Below are 18,670 nucleotides of genomic sequence, written 5' to 3' on the forward strand. Positions count from 1 at the left end.
TAGTGCCCGTGCAGGCCGTTCGGTAAGAATTTACCGGGGGTATCAGTTCAATCGACACCCTTTCTCGGAACTATCCGAAAAACGACTTTCGGGACCAATACGCGCACGCGCGCGAGGCGTCACCGATTAATCTGACATCACTACGCGAGAGAAACACCGATTTAAGTGACATCATAACGCGAGCAGAAAAAGTGACCGCTCTCTCCAAATCTGGAGACACCCCGTTGCGGATGGTTTTGTGGCCTTGCTTTTATTTCAAGGATAGTATCAAGCTGCTCAAGCCGCCCCATGTCACGGAGACGCCGATAGCCAAGAGCAAGAATGCGGTTAGCCTCGTCAATACCGCCGTTCCCGCTGGACCGATTTTCTTAAAGATTGCGTCTGAGTACCTGTAGCAAATTGCAACGCAGATAAAGACCAAGACGATTCCGACAACCGCACCGGCGTAAGATGCCACTTCGTTCTGTAGGCTACCTTCCATTTTACTCGATAATGTGAGGATGATAGCAATCGTACCGGCCCCGGCTGTGATGGGCATCGTCAATGGGAAGAATGCTATATCTGCTGATTTATCACGACCAGTAGGCGCTTCTGCTACACCCGCTGGTGGTGCCGGGTCCGCAACTAGCATTTGCCAAGCAGTGAAGAATACGAAAATCCCTCCTGCCACCTGTATATCGGCAAGAGCGACACCAAAGAACTGGAGGACGCTTGGACCGATGAACAACGTTATGATGAGCAGGATAGCTCCGTAACAGGCCACCCTATAGGCAAGCTTGTGACGTTCCTCTTTGGGCTGGCGACTGGTTTGAGCCAGAAACACAGGAGCCATGCCAATAGGATTAACCATTGAAAATACCGACATGAAGGTGAATGTCAGTGTGTGAATAAAAATCCATTCCATTGGTAGTGCCCCTTTTGTCCAAATCAAGCCGAGTTCAAGTTCATCACCAAAATACTGCGTTTTGGTGAATGGACACATCGCTGCGCATTGGAGAGGGCGCTTAGGCTGGCGTGTTGGCGCTATTAGACACGACATTCGAGTGGTCGGCCAGACAACGACAGATTGCCACACTCCGACATTCAAAGTATGTCGGAAAGATAAGTCCGAAAGCATTTTCAGAAACCGCTTATTTGACGGTTATTAGACGACTTTCTCTATCATTAACTTAAGTGTTTGATTTTATTGGTACGCCCAAGGGGAATCGAACCCCTGTTTGCGCCGTGAGAGGGCGCCGTCCTAACCGCTAGACGATGGGCGCGGAGTTTGGATCGTCGTTGCTGATATAGCCTCGACCGCGAAAAAGCGCAATGCCAGTATCTAGACCAGCATCTAGAAATAATATGGGCGGCAAAACCGCCGCCCGGAAATCCCGTTCACTCTACATTGCCAAGCTTAACGCGCCCCACAATTCGTGATTCGCGATAGTCATAAATAATGAGTTCAGTACCGCCATCCGGCAGAAGCGTTTCCAGGGAAAGCATCTCGCCGGAAAGGCTTTGCGACAACAAGCGTGTGCCCGGCGCAAGCTCAATCTGCGATTCAATCAGCTTTGGAGGCTCCGGCTTAAGAGGTTCCGCAACCTGTCCAGGGATGTCAGAACGCGCCTCAGCCGCAGGCGGAGTTTCCGGTGCGCGATTGATCTTGTAGACAACTGCGACAAGCACAGCCATAAGACCAATCAACATAACACCTATGGAAACCGCAAGCAGACGGATCATCTTGCGACGGACCTTCTCCATCGCCGGATCAAGCGGGGGTTCCGGTTGCTGTTGGTCCGGATAATAGCCCTGCTGATAGTCCTGATATCCTGAATCCTGCTGATTCTGATATCTGGGATAGTGTGGATCCTGCATTAAATGACTCCGGTTCATGCACCCGCGTGGCGCGTGATAACGAAGGGAAGAGACAATTGAAAGAACTAATTGCCGACACGGATGCTACGGGCAAGAGATTAGACCAGTGGTTGGCCGCAGCATTGGGGCCGGAACTCTCCCGCAGTCGCGTCCAGTCCCTGATTGCTGAGGGCCATGTGACCCTCGATGGTGTTCCTGCCAGCAGCGCAAAGCAGAAGCTGCGCGAAGGTATGAAGATTACCGTCGTGCTGCCCGAGCCTGAACCGGCCGATCCGCAAGGCGAGAACATCCCACTCGATATTCTCTTTGAGGACGATGATCTCATTGTCATCAATAAGCCCGCGGGGCTTGTCGTGCACCCAGGCAATGGCAACTGGACGGGAACAATGGTCAATGCCTTGATATACCATTGTGGCGATAGCTTGTCCGGCATCGGCGGTGTTCGCCGCCCGGGCATTGTGCATCGTCTGGATAAGGACACCAGCGGCGTGATGGTTGTTGCCAAGAACGATCACGCCCACCGGCATTTAAGTGAGCAATTTGCCGACCATGGCCGCACTGGCGATCTGGAACGCGCGTATCTCGCGCTTGTCTGGGGCATGACCGAGCGTCCCCAGGGCTATATCGACGCCTATCTTGGACGCTCGCATCGCGATCGCACCAAGCAGGCTGTCGTCAATGAAGAGCGTGAAGATGCCCGTCATGCCGTCACCCATTATGCGACAATTGAAAAATTTGCGCCGCAAGAGGATGCAACCTCACTTGCCTCGCTGGTGGAATGCCGTCTTGAAACAGGCCGAACACACCAGATCCGCGTGCACATGGCCCATATTGGTCATCCACTGGTTGGCGATATGGATTATGGCGGCGCTTACAAAACCAAGGCCAACAAGCTGCCAGAGCCGCTTAAAAATGCCGTAAATGGCTTCCAACGCCAGGCATTGCACGCAAGGCTTCTTGCCTTCACCCACCCCACAACAGAAGAACTGATGCGTTTTGAAGCGGACATGCCCGAAGATATGCAGCAGCTTCTGGAAAATTTCCGCCAGCACTCTATATAGGGCCCTGTCAATCATTCCGGCTCGGAAACAGCCAGCCGTCATGCGAATTTCGGCTGGCGTTCACATTCTAGTGACACATTGTTTCATGGGTTTAAAGATCGTGTTTTCGCCAAAATCATACCTATATATGTAAGTTCACGCAGGAAGTGCAGGAGGCAGCCAGCGTGACAGGTTCGCCAGACGGGAACCTGAAATTATAAAGGAGGGTGCTTTATGGCCCAGGTTAGTCTTCCAAGTATTACATCCGGTGACGGCGGGCTTACCCGTTATCTGGAAGAAATTCGCCGCTTTCCCATGCTTCAGCCACAGGAAGAATATATGCTGGCGAAGCGTTATCATGAACATGCTGACCCCAAGGCTGCGCATAAGCTTGTGACAAGCCATCTGCGTCTTGTGGCAAAAATCGCCATGGGCTATCGCGGCTATGGCCTGCCAATCGGCGAAGTTATTTCCGAAGGCAATGTCGGCCTGATGCAGGCAGTCAAGCGTTTTGAACCCGAACGGGGTTTCCGTCTTGCCACGTATGCAATGTGGTGGATCAAGGCTTCGATCCAGGAATATATCCTGCGCTCGTGGAGTCTTGTGAAGATGGGCACGACGGCCAATCAGAAGCGCCTGTTTTTCAATCTGCGCAAGATGAAGAGTAAGATTCAGGCGCTCGATGATGGTGATCTCAACCCGGATCAGGTCAAGCAGATCGCAACCAAGCTGCAGGTCAGTGAAGACGAAGTGGTCTCGATGAACCGCCGTCTGTCGGGCGATGCTTCGCTCAACGCTCCTTTGCGCGCAGCCGAAGGTGAATCGGGTGAATGGCAGGACTGGCTTGTCGATGATAGCAGCAGCCAGGAGCAGGTTCTGATCGAACAGGACGAGCTGGACAGCCGCCGCTCGCTGCTTGAACAGGCAATGGATACACTGAACGAACGCGAACGGCTTATTTTTAAGGCACGCCGCCTTTCGGAAGATCCAATGACGCTGGAAGATCTTTCCGGCCAGTTCGGAATCAGCCGCGAACGCGTGCGTCAGATCGAAGTGCGCGCTTTTGAAAAAGTCCAGGCTGCAGTCAAGGCTGCAGCTTTCAAACAGCAAAAGGCACTCAATCATGTTGAGGATGCACACGCCTGAACCTGACAAATTCGGATTGTTACTGCCGCAAATGGATCTTTCCATTTTGCGGCAGTTTCGTTTCTGTCATCCAATCAATAAGAATCTGTCAAATAACTGTAATGGAATGTCTTTAGGCAACGGTACATATTTCACCGAAGCCTGAAGGTCTCCCAATGAAAAAGCTCCTGCTTGCTGCAACGTTTGCTCTGAGCGCTGCCACTGCTGTATCTGCTTCTGAATATGTCTCTTATCTTGATTATCCTCAGAAAGAGCAGGACGGAAAAGAATTCTACACTGCCATTGAAATCCCTCAGGGTAGCTTCACCAAATATGAGATCGATGACAAGACCGGCCACATCGTGGTTGATCGCTATCAGTCGATGCCAGTCGTCTACCCAGCCAATTACGGTTCGATCACCAGCACGCTGGCAGGCGATGGCGATCCACTCGACGCCCTTATCTATACCCGTGAGCCGATCGTTCCGGGCGCCATCATCAAGGTTCGCCCAATTGGCGTTCTCAAGATGATTGATGGCGGCGAAAAGGACGACAAGATTGTGGCCGTCCCGACCTCAAAAATCGACCCGACCTATGACACCATCAAAGAAATTTCAGACCTTCCTAAGATTGAGCAGCAGCGCCTTGAAGCCTTCTTCCGCGTTTATAAGCAGCTGCCAGAAGGCCGAAAGCTCGTTGAGTTGAACGGTTTTGACAATGCTGAAACCGCTGCAAACGAAGTCGCTCAAGCGATTAAGGCTTTTTCTGAAAAGAAGTAACCGGACGAAATATCGGGTAAAAGAAAAGGCCGCTTCAAGCGGCCTTTTCTGATTCCGGTTTAAGTCTTAGCCGGCACCCAGAACGTCATTGAAGACCTTCTCGCCCGGAACGCCTTTTTCCAGGCTGATCAAGGCGCGGCGACCATTGCGATAAGAAATCGGAATGTCGATCCATTGCAGACGGCGCATCAGCGAAAGGTTGGTATCCTGCGCGGTCTTTGCATCGTTGAGCCAGATAATGAAGAAGTTATCGGCAATCTTCGACGGTACGGCGATCAGGGGATTGCCGGCGGCCTGCTCAGTATCCTTAAAAGTAATGCGTTGAACATTATCAATCGCACCGCCAACAAAATTCTCGGGCACTGTGAACACCATCTCAATCAGATGACTGGCTGGAATGGATTGATCGGTGTTCTTGCGAATCGTCATTTTCAGCTCGACGTTGCTTTCAGGCATCGTCACCGTTGCGCGAATGGCAGGCGCTGCCGGTTCGCCTTCGCTTGGGCTTTCTTCAATCTCAGACCAGACCACATTTCCGCGTTCGACCGAACCGGTTTCTGTTCCGCCGCGCTCTTCGTAAAGAAGCGCCTGCTGGCCAACAGCGACGGCTTGCTGAGACTGCGGCTGATTCTGCGTGTTTGTCTGCTCATTACCAGGCGTTGAAGCGGCGGTGGACTTGCCCTCACCAATGCCAGCATCACCACCCGAAGGGCCATTATCCACTTCACTGCCATCGGGCATCAGACGCTGCGTCATCTTCTGGTTTTCAGACGATGGTTGTTGTGCATTCTGCTGCGGCTCGGTGGCTGCCGGTGATGTGTTCGCATCTGACGGCGCTGTCGTCGTATCGCTGCTTGCAGGCGCATCGCTGCGGCCAAGGCTGGAGGCCATTTCCTGCAACGTGTCCTTGTTGCTCCAGAGCGCATAACCGCCTGCACCAACCACCAAAAGGGCGACAAGCCCAATCATCAAACCAGTGTAGGAACGCTTTGTCCCGGAACCATCAGCATCGGCATATTCTCTGCGGCGCGAAGAGGCTGGCTCATCCTCACCATCCCGATCACGTTCCACAATCCATTCATCCGGACGGCGCGCATATACGGGCGCTGCATCACCGTCATCATCGCCATTACTATCGGAGGCACGGCGATCTGCCGAAAACGGAACCTCATCATCATAGGAAGAGGTTGCAGCAGAAAGGGTTGATTCGTGCAGAAACTCTTCGAGTGCATCACTCTGCGGCTCTTCGGGCGCAGGCACCGAAGCAGGCGGTGCGTAGAAAGCTTCGACTTCTTCAATCGCATCTTCAAGAATTTTGCGTTGGCGAACAGCCACGGACTGCGAGGCATTAGCCGTCACAAGCTTCTGTTCAATCGTTGCACGTGCCTTTGCATAGACGCGCTGGCGCAGCTCCGGCGATTTGTCCGCCTGCGCATCGATTGTCTTTTTCAGAACCGCTACAAAATCAGCCATGCCGTCTTACCCAGTTTCCGCGAGTACGAAATGCAATAAATATCTCAATAATCACAATAATCGATAGAAAGCAAAGGCCTACGGCACGATTAAGCAAGGCCTTGCAAAATGATCGCAAAAAAACCTTAAAAAATTCCCCGGTCAGCCATGATGACAAACCGGGGATTTTTTCAGAATAATGTTGCTACGAAAATAAGTTAGTCCTGAAACGGGTCCGTGACAAGAATAGTATCTTCGCGTTCTGGGCTTGTCGAAAGCATTGCAACCGGAGCACCGATCAGTTCTTCAATGTGACGAACATATTTGACTGCCTGCGCCGGAAGATCGTTCCACGAACGTGCGCCTGCCGTCGTTTCCGACCAGCCCGGCAGCGTTTCATAGATCGGCTTGACGCGCGCCTGCGCACCCATCGAGGATGGCAGATAGTCGATGCGCTTGCCATCAAGCTCGTAAGCCACGCAAATCTTGATTTCTTCAAGACCGTCGAGAACGTCGAGCTTGGTCAATGCAATACCGGTAATGCCCGAAGTGCGAACCGTCTGACGAACGATCACCGCATCGAACCAGCCGCAACGACGCTTACGACCCGTCACCACGCCAAATTCATGGCCCTTGGTGCCAAGGAATTCGCCGATTTCATCGTTGAGTTCGGTCGGAAACGGGCCTTCTCCAACGCGGGTCGTGTAAGCTTTGGTGATGCCAAGTACATAACCGATTGCTGTTGGACCAAGGCCCGAACCAGCAGCGGCCTGACCGGCAACGGTGTTCGAAGAGGTCACGAACGGATAGGTGCCGTGGTCGTTATCAAGCAGCGCGCCCTGCGCACCTTCAAAAAGGATGCGGTCGCCAGCCTTGCGGCGTTCGTCGAGAACACGCCAGACCTGATCAATATAGGGAAGGATCTTGTCCGCAACCGAGGTCAGCTCTTCAAGAATGGTCGCAACAGGAATTTCTTCAAGGCCCATGCCGCGGCGCAGCAGATTGTGATGCGCAAGCAGACGCTCAACCTTTGGCTCTAACGTGTCCAACTCGGTCAGATCGATTACGCGGATCGCGCGACGGCCAACCTTGTCTTCATATGCAGGGCCGATGCCACGCTTGGTGGTGCCGATCTTAAGGCCTTCGGTTGCCCCTTCGCGCATCGCGTCGAGTTCGCGGTGAACCGACAGAATCAGCGGTGCATTTTCTGCAATACGCAGAACGTCAGGGGTGATTTCGATCCCCTGCGCACGCAGCTTTTCAACTTCCATGACGAAATGATGCGGGTCAACCACAACACCATTACCGATCACGCTCAGTTTGCCACGCACAAGGCCGGATGGAAGAAGCGAAAGCTTGTAGCTGACGCCATCGATAACAAGTGTATGACCCGCGTTATGACCACCCTGATAGCGCACGATGACATCGGCGCGTTCGGACAACCAGTCCACGATCTTTCCCTTGCCCTCGTCGCCCCATTGCGACCCGACGACAACTACATTCGCCATTGAGAAAACTCCTCGGTCCGGCATACAGCCGTTTAAAAAAACCCAAGGATCGCAAGCAGCCTCACATATGCAACGCGAGGTGCTGATCCCTCGTCTCTATACAGACTGAATACCGCTTGCGCGACTCTTTCATGCAAGAAACTAAGGAAAAATTGAAAATATTGGTGCGAAAGGCGTCCTCAACCCAGCCGAGCGGGTATATTTGTGATCTCTAACCTGCACGGACCATATACAGCGCTTCATCCGAATAGCCTTTCAGCTTTTCTTCGAGTGCTGGCACGTCGCGGGTAACAAAGCCTTTTTTCTCCCAGAACCCCTGCGAACCATTCACTGCAACTAAGGCCATGGTAACAAAACCATCGCGCTCTGCCTGAGCGGCCATCAGGTCGACCACACGCGATGCCTGCCCACCAGAGCGAACCTCCGGCAAAAGGGCGATATCGTGAATATAATAGGTGCTGGTTTCCTTGGGCAGTTCGCCCAGAACAGAATTCAGCGCAGGCACCGAATCGAGTTGCCATGGATGGCTGATGCCATAACCGAGGATTTCAGCGCCACGCACCAGCACAAAGCAACCCGCCGGATAGATTTTGAAGCGGTCCCGGAAGACCGCCTCGTCCTCGAAAAAATCGGGATGAACAATGTTGGCGACAGACGTAACACCCGCAATATCCAGCGCCTGCATCCGTCGCCATTCTGCCTGTTCAATCCCGTCTGCCATATCGCTCAAGCTTCCTCGATGTTGAATTCCAAAGGTCTTGCCGCCTTGATTGCCTCTTGAGCGATCAGTTCGTCAAGTGCCGCCTGTGGAATCTTGTCATCGACATAGAGCATCGCAATGGCATCGCCGCCTGGATGATCACGTCCGAGCGCGAAGTTTGCGATGTTGATTTTATGCTTGCCGCAGATCGTTCCCAGCAGACCGATCATGCCTGGAATGTCGACATTGGTGACATAAAGCATGTGCGGACCGACTTCCGCATCAAGGTTGATTCCCTTGATCTGGATGAAACGGGCCTTGCCATCCGAAAAGCAGGTGCCGGCAATCGAGCGTTCACGTTCCGTGGTTTTCACGGTCAGCTTGATATAGCCGTCAAAAATACCGGACTTGTCGCGCTTGATCTCGGAAACGATGATTCCGCGTTCCTTCACCATGATCGGTGCCGAAACCATATTCACATCGGCCACTTGCGGACGGATCAGACCAGCAAGAGCAGCACTGACCAGAGCACGGGTGTTCATGGCGGCTGTCGCGCCATCAAAAAGCACTTCCACTTCCTGAATAGGCTCGTCCGTCACCTGACCGACAAAAGCCCCCAGAACTTCTGCAAGCTTGATGAATGGTCTAAGACGCGGCGCTTCTTCTGCGGTGATCGAAGGCATGTTGATCGCGTTGGAAACTGCCCCTTTAACCAGATAGTCCGACATCTGCTCGGCCACCTGGATCGCCACATTTTCCTGCGCTTCGGACGTGGAAGCACCAAGATGCGGTGTGCAGACCACATTGGGCAGATTGAACAATTCGTTCTCTGTGGCGGGTTCGGTTTCGAAGACATCAATCCCGGCACCGGCAACATGACCGGATTTCAGCGCTGCGACTAAGTCTTTTTCAACGATCAGACCGCCGCGTGCACAATTGACAATGCGCACGCCCGGCTTTGTTTTCGCAAGTGCCTCAGCATTGATGATGCCGCGCGTTTTATCGGTCAGTGGTGTGTGCAGCGTGATGAAATCAGCGCGTGCCAAAAGTTCATCCAGCTCAAGCTTTTCGACGCCAAGCTCCTGCGCCCGTGCTTCCGACAGAAACGGATCGAACGCAACGACATGCATCTTGAGACCAATAGCGCGCGCAGCAACAACCGCGCCAATATTGCCGCAACCCACAACACCAAGCGTTTTGCCAGTAATTTCCACGCCCATGAAGCGGTTCTTTTCCCACTTGCCAGCGCGGGTGGAAACGTCTGCCTCTGGCAACTGCCGCGCAACTGCAAACATCAATGCAATGGCATGTTCGGCGGTGGTGATGGAATTGCCAAAAGGCGTGTTCATCACAATAATACCGCGGCGCGAGGCCGCTGGAATATCAACATTGTCCACGCCAATACCGGCGCGACCAATGACCTTGAGCTTGCTTGCTGCTGCAATCAGCTTTTCGGTTGCCTTGGTGGCAGAGCGAATGGCAAGGCCGTCATACTGACCAATAACTTCAAGCAGCTTTTCTTTGTCTTTGCCAAGCTCTGGCAGGTAATCAACTTCAACGCCGCGATCCTTGAAAATCTGAACGGCAGTCGGCGACAATTTATCGGATACGAGTACGCGAGGTGCCATAAGGGCCTCCTTCGGATTTCGGATGTGCACGATAATAAGATGCGGGCTATGGCCGTCCCAACTCCGGCCACAGCTCTCTGCATCGCTTGCGATTATGCAGCGGCTTTCAATACAGCTTTCTGCGTGGCAAAAGCCCAATCAAGCCAGGCCGTCAGCGCTTCCAGATCAGAAGCCTCGACCGTCGCACCCGTCCAGATGCGAAGGCCAGAAGGCGCATCGCGATAAGAACCGATATCGAAAGCAACGCCTTCCTTTTCGAGAGACGAGACGATGCCCTTGGCAAAAGCTGCCTGTGCATCCGCCGAAAGTGCGCTTACTTCCGGATCAACAATTGTCAGACATATCGATGTGTTGGAGCGCGTTTCTGGCTTTTTGGCCAGATTGGCAATCCAGGGCGTTCTCTCAACGAAGGCATTGAGCACGGCAAAATTTGCATCCGCACGTTCGACAACACCATCAAGTCCACCGATGGACCGCGCCCAGCTCAGTGCATCGAGATAATCTTCAACGCAGAGCATCGAAGGGGTGTTGATGGTTTCGCCAACGAAAATGCCTTCGATCAGCTTACCGCCGGACGTCATGCGGAAGATCTTTGGCAACGGCCATGCTGGCTTATAGCTCTCCAGACGCTCAACAGCGCGTGGGGAAAGAATGAGCATACCATGCGCGCCTTCACCGCCCAGCACTTTCTGCCAGGAGAATGTCACCACATCAAGCTTTGCAAAATCAAGGCGCTGCGCAAAAGCAGCCGAGGTCGCATCGCAAATGCTCAGACCCTTGCGGTTGGCCGGAATGAAATCGGCATTCGGCACACGCACACCCGAAGTGGTGCCATTCCATGTGAAAACCACGTCGCGGTCGAAATCGACTTCAGCAAAATCGACAATCTCACCATAGGGTGCAACAAAGGTGCGGGTGTCTTCAAGCTTGAGCTGCTTGACCACGTCTGTAACCCAGCCAGCGCCGAAGCTTTCCCATGCGACCATATCAACGCCGCGCTCACCAAGCATCGACCACAGCACCATTTCCATCGCACCTGTATCCGATGCAGGAACAATGCCTATGCGGTAATCAGCTGGAACGCCAAGAATTTCACGGGTAAGGTCGATGGCTTCTTTGAGCTTGTTCTTGCCGATTTTCGCGCGGTGCGAGCGGCCAAGCGGCGCATCGGCAAGCGCTTGAAGCGACCAGCCGGGACGTTTTGCACAGGGACCTGAAGAAAAATTAGGGTTAGCCGGGCGAACTGCCGGCTTCGCAATCGTCGTCATTTTGTTTCCTATCCTCTCAGATAGCACGCGCCTCGTTGGGGAGGCGTGGCCCGCTGATGAAAATACCGGAAAGCAAAATTTTCACAATATGGTGTGGCAGTTATTTTTACAAAACCCGCCACGGCAGCCGCAGCGGGTTCAACTGTTCAAAAGTTATTTGCTGGATGGCTTATCTTGCATGCGCCTATAAATACTTGCAACGAGCGCACCGGAAACATTGTGCCACACACTGAAAACAGCACTCGGAACAGCCGCCAAAGGCGAGAAATGCGCATTCGCAAGCGCCGCACCCAGACCGCTGTTCTGCATACCAACCTCAATACTGATGGCCTTGCGTTTGGCAAGCGAAAGACCGGCTGCGCGGGCCGCGAAATATCCCAGCAGCAAACCGAAACCATTATGCAGCACGACAACTGCGAAAATCATTGCACCTGACTGGGCGATTGCGGCTTTGTTGACGGCAACCACAGCTGCAACAATCAAAACGATACCGATAACCGACACCAGTGGCAGCATCGGCACCGCAGCCTTCACAAGACCAGGCATCAGCTTTTGCAGAATGAAGCCCAGCGCGAGCGGTACGAGAATAACCTTGAGGATGCTGATAAACATACTCATCGCATCGACCGGAAGATACTGACTGGCAAAGAACCACACGAGAAACGGTGTAACGAGGGGAGCAAGCAAAGTCGTAACACTGGTGCAGGCAACACTGAGCGCAACATCTCCTTTGCTGAGATAGGTCATAACATTGCTGGCTGTGCCACCCGGACAGCAGCCGACAAGAATGACACCGGCAGCAACCTCAGGTCCCATCGGAATAATCCGGGTCAACAAAACCGCAAGGAGCGGCATAATCAGGAATTGAGCCCCAACACCAATGAGCACTTCAAACGGCCGCTTTGCAACTTCCGCAAAATCCTTGGTCGAAATTGTAAGACCCATGCCAAACATGATGATGCCAAGCAACACAACGATCCATGGCGCAAACACGCTGAACGTCGATGGCAGCAGGAAGCCAAGCACGGCAAAGACGAGTATCCAGACAGCAAAGGAGCGTCCGACGAAATCTGACAAAGCGACGAGGGCTTTCATTTCTCTCCCTTCAGACTGCGCACAGTCTAATTTTTATTTTTGAGACAACATGAATTTCATGCGGCCTTTTATGCGCAATTTGAAATTTTAAAAACGAAAAATAGCTAAGTTGCTAACTTATGTATGGTTTGGATGGGAATTTAGGACATAAAAAGAAAAAGACCCGGCTTGCCGAGTCTTTGGTTCAATCAATGCGCTCTGTATGATCAGCCGCCAAACATATAGCGAAGGCCAACGCGTATATCGTGCACATTCATGCCCTTGTCGTAGCCGTTGCCGATAGTCGGGTTGCCCTCAAACATCTTTCCGCCGTTGATATGACGATATCGATATCCGGCATCAAGCTTGAGATTGTGTGTGAGATCAACCGAAGCGCCGGCCATCAGCGCATAGGTGAAACGCCAGTTCGCATCACCAGAATAGACATCATTGTTCTGCGTATCGACCACATCCGCCCATTTCACGCGCGTGCCGCCGATGCCAGCGCCCAGATAAGGGGTCACGCCTGCAAAATTTCCCAGATCAACATAGGCATTTGCCAGAAGCGACAAGCCGGACATGTGGCTTTCGTCACGCTCGCCAGCAAACTTAGAGCGTGCCATATAGTCGAGGGTTAGATCCGTGCGGAAATAATCCGTCACCTGATAGCCAACACCGCCACCAATAAGGAACGAGCCTTTGAGGTCGCCCAAAATGGTGTTGTTCTCAAATACGGAACTGCCACAATTGCTGGTGCAAGGGGACGTGGCGTAATCGGCGTGCTTAAAGCGGTTCCACGAATACCCGATATCGCCGCGCAGATACCAGCCACCAACCGCAGGTGGGGTAACAATTACTTCCGGAACCTCTTCAGTAAAATCTGCCGCAACAGCTGCCGGAGCGAAGGCCATTATGGACAACGACACAGCAAGGCTTGCGCAGAAAATTTTAATAAAGCCGTTCATCTATGCGTCCCATCAAGCTGTTACGCCGCAAACGCGTCGCAACTGAATTTCAAGAGCGAGACTAAAGATGAAAAGTTAAATACAACTTAACCTTATTTCTTAACCATATTTAATTAGCCTGCTAAATTACAACCCCGCCCGCTACCGCCAATAAAAAAGCGCGGAATGTCCGCGCTTTCTGATGCTTTATCTCGCATGCCGATCAGGCAGCGGCACTTTCCGAAGAAATGACGCTGATAATATCGTTGACGACCTTCTCAACGAGAACACGATCATCGCCTTCCGCCATAACACGGATAAGCGGCTCGGTTCCCGAAGGGCGAATAACCAGACGGCCTTGCGTACCAAGACGGTCCTGCGCCTCATTAATCGCGCTCTTGACCTTCTTGTTCTCAAGTGGCTTTCCGCCAGCGGTACGCACATTCTTGAGAAGCTGTGGAACCGGCTCAAACTTGCGGCACAATTCGCTCAGCGGCTTATTCTCTTCCTGTGCAACGGCTAGGATCTGCAATGCAGAAACCAAGCCATCACCCGTGGTCGCAAAATCTGACAGAACAATATGCCCTGACTGTTCGCCACCCACATTAAAGCCATGCTCACGCATATGCTCAACCACGTAACGATCACCGACCTTGGTGCGGGCGAGCGTCATGTTATGATCATGCAAAAAGCGTTCGAGGCCGAGATTCGACATAATTGTCGCAACGATACCGCCGCCTTGCAAACGGTCAGACCGAGCCCATGATTCGGCAATCACAGCCAAAAGCTGATCGCCATCAATCACCGTGCCGTTTTCATCGACAAGCAGAACACGATCAGCGTCGCCATCCAGTGCAATACCAACATCGGCGCGCACTTCATGCACTTTCTTCATCAACCCAATCGGATGGGTCGAGCCACAATCCTCATTGATGTTGATGCCGTTTGGCTCGTCATTGATGGTAATGACCTCCGCGCCAAGCTCCCATAGCGCTGCAGGTGCAACCTTATAGCCCGCGCCATTGGCACAATCGACCACAACCCGCAGACCATTGAGCGAAATATTGCGTGGCAGCGTGCGTTTCGCAAATTCGATATAGCGATAGATATCACCATCAACGCGCTTGGCCTTGCCCACATCTCCATGGGTCGCAAGATGCGCAGACAAATCACTGTCGATCAGGCTTTCGATCTTCAGCTCGATTTCATCGGACAGCTTGAAACCATCAGGACCGAAAAGCTTGATGCCATTATCATAGAAAGGATTATGCGAAGCCGAAATCATCACACCAATATCAGCACGCAAAGAACGGCAAAGCATAGCAACGGCCGGCGTTGGAATTGGACCAAGCAGGAAAACATCCATGCCGGCTGCGGTGAAGCCCGCAACCAGTGCGTTTTCCAGCATATAGCCGGAACGCCGCGTATCCTTGCCAATCACAACGCGTGAGGCCTGTCCCTTGCGACGGAAGATATGACCGACAGCCATACCAACTTTCATGGCAATATCAGGCGTCATCGGAAAGCTGTTGGCCTTGCCGCGAATGCCGTCGGTTCCAAAATACTTGCGTGTCATATTCTTAGCCTTGCGTTGCGCCATAGAGCTGTCTCGAAGCAAACAAATATCAGTCGCTGTTAATTCCTAAGGCAGCAATGGCATCCGAACTTTCCTGAGCCCGGCAATCGATTGTCTGCGTTATTAGCGCAAAACCACCCGTCATTGCAATTTCACCTTTCGGGGAAACAGACCACTTTAAAGCATCAATTTCCAAATCTGTCCTATGATGCGCCGAAATCCTTAACCGAGCCTTTCCGACAAAACTGGCTGTGAAAGCAGAAAAGCCGGGCAGACTGCCCGGCTATTCATAATCATTACAGATGCTTATTGCGGCTGCGGGTTCGGTTCCATGCCAGGCTCACTGCCCGGTTCATCACCCTTGCGCTTACGCTTGCTTCCCGCTTTCGGAACACCTGAACCGCGCGACGGCGTATCATTGCCCTGATCACGCGATGGCTTGTTGCCTGCGATCAGTTCCCTGATTTCATCGCCGCTGAGCGTTTCATATTCCAGAAGACCTTCCGCCAGTGCAATCCAGTCCGCACGCTTTTCCGTCAGGATGCGGGTGGCATCGGCATAGGCCTCATCAATCAGGCGGCGCACTTCGGCGTCGATGATCTGCGCGGTTTCTTCCGAAATATTCTGCGTGCGCGAAACCGAATGGCCGAGGAAAACCTCTTCCTGATTGTCACCATAAGCCACACGGCCAAGCTTGTCGGAATAACCCCACTGCGTGACCATCGAACGAGCAAGTTTCGTCGCCTGCTGAATATCGGAAGAAGCACCAGACGTAATGTTTTCCTTGCCGAATTTCAGCTCTTCCGCCACACGCCCACCCATCATGATCGCCAGACGCGAGATCATCCATGTATAGGTCGCTGAATAACGATCACCTTCAGGAAGCTGCATCACCATACCCAGCGCACGCCCGCGCGGAATAATGGTTGCCTTGTGAACAGGATCCGAACTCGGAACATTGAGCGCAACGATCGCATGCCCTGCTTCATGATAGGCCGTATTGGCCTTTTCTTCCTGCGTCATGGCGGAGCGGCGTTCCGCACCCATCATGATCTTGTCCTTGGCGTCTTCGAATTCCTGCATGGTCACAAGGCGCTTGTTACGGCGTGCGGCCATCAGGGCAGATTCGTTGACGAGATTGGCAAGATCAGCACCGGAAAAGCCCGGCGTACCGCGTGCGATAACCTTGAGATCAACATTGGGTGCAAGCGGAACATTGCGCACATGCACTTTGAGAATCTGCTCGCGGCCCACAATATCAGGGTTCGGAACGACGACCTGACGGTCAAAACGGCCCGGACGCAACAATGCTGGGTCAAGAACGTCAGGACGGTTGGTTGCAGCAATCAGAATGATCGATTCATTGGCTTCAAAACCATCCATCTCAACCAGAAGCTGGTTAAGTGTCTGTTCGCGTTCGTCGTTACCGCCACCAAGACCGGCGCCACGATGACGACCGACAGCATCGATTTCGTCGATGAAGATAATGCAAGGCGCATTCTTCTTGGCCTGTTCGAACATGTCACGGACGCGGCTTGCACCAACACCGACGAACATTTCAACGAAGTCAGAACCGGAAATCGTGAAGAACGGCACATTGGCTTCGCCTGCAACAGAGCGCGCGAGCAAAGTCTTACCGGTTCCGGGAGGACCAACGAGCAGAACACCACGTGGAATCTTACCACCCAGACGCTGAAATTTCTGCGGATCGCGCAGGAATTCAACAATTTCTTCCAGATCCTGCTTGGCTTCTTCAACGCCCGCAACGTCCTGAAACGTCACGCGACCATGCGCTTCGGTCAAAAGCTTGGCCTTGGACTTGCCAAAGCCCATCGCACCGCGCGAACCACCCTGCATCTGACGCATGAAGAAAATCCACACGCCAAGAATAAGAATCATCGGCAACCAGGAAAGCAAAATGCCTAAAAGCGAGCTGGAACCATCGCTTTCAGGGCGAGCAGTAATCGTCACGCCTTTATCTTCAAGGCGCGAAACCAGCCCAGTATCGCCGGGTGAATAGGTCTGAAAGGTCGAGCCATTATCAGCAAACGTACCGCTAATCCGCTCACCAGTGATCGTAACCGACTTCACGCGCCCATTGGAAACGTCATCGATAAACTGGGAATAGGAAACTTCACGGGAATTCGTGCGCTGGCCAGGACTCTGGAACAGGTTGAACAGCGCGATCAAGAGCAGAGCAATGATCGCCCAAAGGGCGAAGTTGCGATAGTTCGGATTCATAACGGGTCCAATCGATACCACGGCCACCCCGCGAGAACGGGATGATGTTTCGTTCTAACATAGGATCGAAGGAAGGCCTTGCCAAGGCGCGAGAGCCGCACAGTCTTCGATTCTTATCAAACTGGTTTATAAAAATTAGGACATTGTCGTCCAAAACGCTGCTCAAAGGCTTTTGCCAGCGCAAAATCATAGCCAGGAAGAACGTGATCAAAGAGCGCGAAGTGCTTTTCGATGCTGATTCCCGCAGGCAATTTCTGCCCGTCGAGTATTGGAAGCTGCGAAAGTTTGCCGTCTTCATAAATCGCAGGCAAAACAAGCAAGGCTTCGCGCAGCGCAGAATCAACTTCCAATCCCGCACCTTTGACGAAATCGCCAAGCTCCTGCCGATCCGGTGCCGCCACCTTCAAGGAAGCTGTTCCATCATTGTGGAAACGGAACCGACCATCCCAGATGATCTGCTGCCCCGGATCAAGACGCATAACGGGAAGATTGCGCCGCTCACGTCGAAAGCAGTGCGGCTGGCCGTTTTTGCCAAGTTCGATAAGCGCGCCAAAAATTGTCAAGCGGTCCACTTTCTCATGACCTGACAGAAGCTTTTCAATGCGCGAGCGCTCGGCATCACCGGGCAAAAAGCGGCGCCCTCCGGCAAGCGAAGCAAGCAGCCCCGATAAAAGCCGCCGGATATTTTCTGGCAATGCAGCATAGACATCCGCATCGACCCCAATCGTGCCAAACGGGTCCATTTGAAGACAATGCGCATTTGCCAGAGCAGCAATCAGAATTGCGTTGTCACGCTGACGCGCAGCGCGCGCCACAGCGATTTTTTCGAGAACCATGGCCGGGTCAGCCAATGCTGCTGTGGTTGCGCGCACCCGCGGACGTTCATAACGCGTATTGACATTGCTTGGATCATCAATCCAGACAACACCCCGCTGACAAAGCATATCGCGTAAGACAGCACGCGACAGATGAAGCAATGGCCGGATAAGCTCAACCGAATTTTCGAGCCTCGAACGCGATGCCATGGCCGCAAGTCCACGCGCTTCTGAATGCGAGCTGCGCTCTTTGCGCATCAGAAATGTTTCGATCTGATCGTCGCTTGTGTGGCCAGTGGCAATAACATCTGCACCAGCCTCATGTGCTGCCTGAACCAGCAGGCGATATCGGGCAGAACGTGCGGCTGCGGCAATGCCTGTCTTCGGCTTGGCGTCGTCCCATGTCAGCGTGCGATGAGAAAGCCCATGCGCTTTGCAAAGCTTCCCGACATCAGCCGCTTCTTTGGCCGATTCGGCCCGCAAACCATGATCAATGGTGACAACAGTGATCGACGGCGGGGACTTGAGCGTCACGAGATAGTCTTTCAGCAAAAACAGCAATGCCAGTGAATCACTGCCACCTGAAACAGCAGCGACAATTCCTTTTGCATGCTCTAATTCGAAAGGTTTTAAAATATCGACCGGGGAAAGCCCCACGAATGA

15 protein-coding genes and 1 tRNA gene are annotated in these 18,670 nt (G+C 52.9%); 3 read left to right on the forward strand and 13 right to left on the reverse strand.

From position 1 onward, the window contains the following. Positions 1–250 precede the first annotated feature (250 nt). The 3 genes from ABE527_RS11005 to ABE527_RS11015 form a co-directional block, all read right to left on the reverse strand. Positions 251–982 carry a MarC family protein gene (locus ABE527_RS11005; protein WP_499696957.1) on the reverse strand — a complete coding sequence of 244 codons (732 nt, stop codon included), beginning with the start codon at positions 980–982 and terminating at the stop codon, positions 251–253. Between the two features lie 205 nt (positions 983–1,187). Further along, positions 1,188–1,262, reverse strand: a tRNA-Glu gene (locus ABE527_RS11010). Positions 1,263–1,377: 115 nt separating this feature from the next. Next, entirely contained in the window at positions 1,378–1,857 is a 480-nt protein-coding gene (locus ABE527_RS11015) for a hypothetical protein (protein ID WP_265984777.1), read from the reverse strand. Between the two features lie 26 nt (positions 1,858–1,883). On the opposite strand from ABE527_RS11015, the gene ABE527_RS11020 reads away from it, so the two are divergent. The 3 genes from ABE527_RS11020 to ABE527_RS11030 all read left to right on the forward strand — a co-directional run bounded on the left by ABE527_RS11020 (position 1,884) and on the right by ABE527_RS11030 (position 4,801). Then, positions 1,884–2,918, forward strand: coding sequence for an RluA family pseudouridine synthase (locus tag ABE527_RS11020; protein ID WP_499696958.1), 1,035 nt, complete (start codon positions 1,884–1,886; stop codon positions 2,916–2,918). A gap of 213 nt (positions 2,919–3,131) precedes the next feature. After that, positions 3,132–4,043: an RNA polymerase sigma factor RpoH gene (rpoH, locus tag ABE527_RS11025; protein WP_265984775.1), complete on the forward strand. Its 912-nt coding sequence runs from the start codon at positions 3,132–3,134 to the stop codon at positions 4,041–4,043. A 155-nt stretch (positions 4,044–4,198) separates the two neighbouring features. Then, positions 4,199–4,801 carry an inorganic diphosphatase gene (locus ABE527_RS11030; protein WP_265984774.1) on the forward strand — a complete coding sequence of 201 codons (603 nt, stop codon included), beginning with the start codon at positions 4,199–4,201 and terminating at the stop codon, positions 4,799–4,801. Between the two features lie 66 nt (positions 4,802–4,867). Here the strand turns inward: ABE527_RS11030 and ABE527_RS11035 are convergent, their stop codons facing one another. The 10 genes from ABE527_RS11035 to tilS all read right to left on the reverse strand — a co-directional run bounded on the left by ABE527_RS11035 (position 4,868) and on the right by tilS (position 18,664). After that, on the reverse strand, positions 4,868–6,274 hold the full coding sequence (locus ABE527_RS11035) for a transcriptional regulator (RefSeq protein ID WP_499694518.1): 1,407 nt from the start codon (positions 6,272–6,274) through the stop codon (positions 4,868–4,870). Positions 6,275–6,471: 197 nt separating this feature from the next. After that, on the reverse strand, positions 6,472–7,761 hold the full coding sequence (locus ABE527_RS11040; protein ID WP_499694519.1) for an adenylosuccinate synthase: 1,290 nt from the start codon (positions 7,759–7,761) through the stop codon (positions 6,472–6,474). A 211-nt stretch (positions 7,762–7,972) separates the two neighbouring features. Then, entirely contained in the window at positions 7,973–8,482 is a 510-nt protein-coding gene (locus tag ABE527_RS11045; protein ID WP_265984771.1) for a GNAT family N-acetyltransferase, read from the reverse strand. A 5-nt stretch (positions 8,483–8,487) separates the two neighbouring features. Next, positions 8,488–10,089, reverse strand: coding sequence for a phosphoglycerate dehydrogenase (gene serA / locus ABE527_RS11050; protein WP_265984770.1), 1,602 nt, complete (start codon positions 10,087–10,089; stop codon positions 8,488–8,490). Between the two features lie 92 nt (positions 10,090–10,181). Further along, positions 10,182–11,357 (reverse strand): phosphoserine transaminase, encoded by a 1,176-nt coding sequence (locus tag ABE527_RS11055; RefSeq protein WP_499696959.1) that lies wholly within the window; start codon positions 11,355–11,357, stop codon positions 10,182–10,184. Between the two features lie 153 nt (positions 11,358–11,510). Next, positions 11,511–12,452 carry a bile acid:sodium symporter family protein gene (locus ABE527_RS11060; RefSeq protein WP_265984768.1) on the reverse strand — a complete coding sequence of 314 codons (942 nt, stop codon included), beginning with the start codon at positions 12,450–12,452 and terminating at the stop codon, positions 11,511–11,513. A gap of 206 nt (positions 12,453–12,658) precedes the next feature. Then, positions 12,659–13,396, reverse strand: a complete 738-nt coding sequence (locus tag ABE527_RS11065) for an outer membrane protein (protein WP_499696960.1) — start codon at positions 13,394–13,396, stop codon at positions 12,659–12,661. A gap of 202 nt (positions 13,397–13,598) precedes the next feature. Further along, positions 13,599–14,951, reverse strand: a complete 1,353-nt coding sequence (glmM, locus tag ABE527_RS11070) for a phosphoglucosamine mutase (RefSeq protein WP_396998108.1) — start codon at positions 14,949–14,951, stop codon at positions 13,599–13,601. A gap of 306 nt (positions 14,952–15,257) precedes the next feature. Next, positions 15,258–17,192 (reverse strand): ATP-dependent zinc metalloprotease FtsH, encoded by a 1,935-nt coding sequence (ftsH, locus tag ABE527_RS11075; protein WP_265984794.1) that lies wholly within the window; start codon positions 17,190–17,192, stop codon positions 15,258–15,260. A gap of 116 nt (positions 17,193–17,308) precedes the next feature. Further along, on the reverse strand, positions 17,309–18,664 hold the full coding sequence (tilS, locus tag ABE527_RS11080; RefSeq protein WP_499696961.1) for a tRNA lysidine(34) synthetase TilS: 1,356 nt from the start codon (positions 18,662–18,664) through the stop codon (positions 17,309–17,311). Positions 18,665–18,670: the final 6 nt, after the last annotated feature.

This window comes from Brucella sp. TWI432, from assembly GCF_039674445.1.
Taxonomy (GTDB): Bacteria; Pseudomonadota; Alphaproteobacteria; order Rhizobiales; family Rhizobiaceae; genus Brucella; species Brucella chromiisoli.

What these genes read in the sequence shown, in the direction of transcription:
- ftsH (WP_265984794.1), bottom strand. Translation starts at nt 17,192, where the DNA reads ATGAATCCGAACTATCGCAACTTCGCCCTTTGGGCGATCATTGCTCTG.
- ABE527_RS11055 (WP_499696959.1), bottom strand. Translation starts at nt 11,357, where the DNA reads ATGACGACGATTGCGAAGCCGGCAGTTCGCCCGGCTAACCCTAATTTT.
- ABE527_RS11065 (WP_499696960.1), bottom strand. Translation starts at nt 13,396, where the DNA reads ATGAACGGCTTTATTAAAATTTTCTGCGCAAGCCTTGCTGTGTCGTTG.
- ABE527_RS11035 (WP_499694518.1), bottom strand. Translation starts at nt 6,274, where the DNA reads ATGGCTGATTTTGTAGCGGTTCTGAAAAAGACAATCGATGCGCAGGCG.
- ABE527_RS11015 (WP_265984777.1), bottom strand. Translation starts at nt 1,857, where the DNA reads ATGCAGGATCCACACTATCCCAGATATCAGAATCAGCAGGATTCAGGA.
- ABE527_RS11045 (WP_265984771.1), bottom strand. Translation starts at nt 8,482, where the DNA reads ATGGCAGACGGGATTGAACAGGCAGAATGGCGACGGATGCAGGCGCTG.
- ABE527_RS11040 (WP_499694519.1), bottom strand. Translation starts at nt 7,761, where the DNA reads ATGGCGAATGTAGTTGTCGTCGGGTCGCAATGGGGCGACGAGGGCAAG.
- rpoH (WP_265984775.1), top strand. Translation starts at nt 3,132, where the DNA reads ATGGCCCAGGTTAGTCTTCCAAGTATTACATCCGGTGACGGCGGGCTT.
- ABE527_RS11005 (WP_499696957.1), bottom strand. Translation starts at nt 982, where the DNA reads ATGTGTCCATTCACCAAAACGCAGTATTTTGGTGATGAACTTGAACTC.
- ABE527_RS11060 (WP_265984768.1), bottom strand. Translation starts at nt 12,452, where the DNA reads ATGAAAGCCCTCGTCGCTTTGTCAGATTTCGTCGGACGCTCCTTTGCT.
- ABE527_RS11030 (WP_265984774.1), top strand. Translation starts at nt 4,199, where the DNA reads ATGAAAAAGCTCCTGCTTGCTGCAACGTTTGCTCTGAGCGCTGCCACT.
- glmM (WP_396998108.1), bottom strand. Translation starts at nt 14,951, where the DNA reads ATGACACGCAAGTATTTTGGAACCGACGGCATTCGCGGCAAGGCCAAC.
- serA (WP_265984770.1), bottom strand. Translation starts at nt 10,089, where the DNA reads ATGGCACCTCGCGTACTCGTATCCGATAAATTGTCGCCGACTGCCGTT.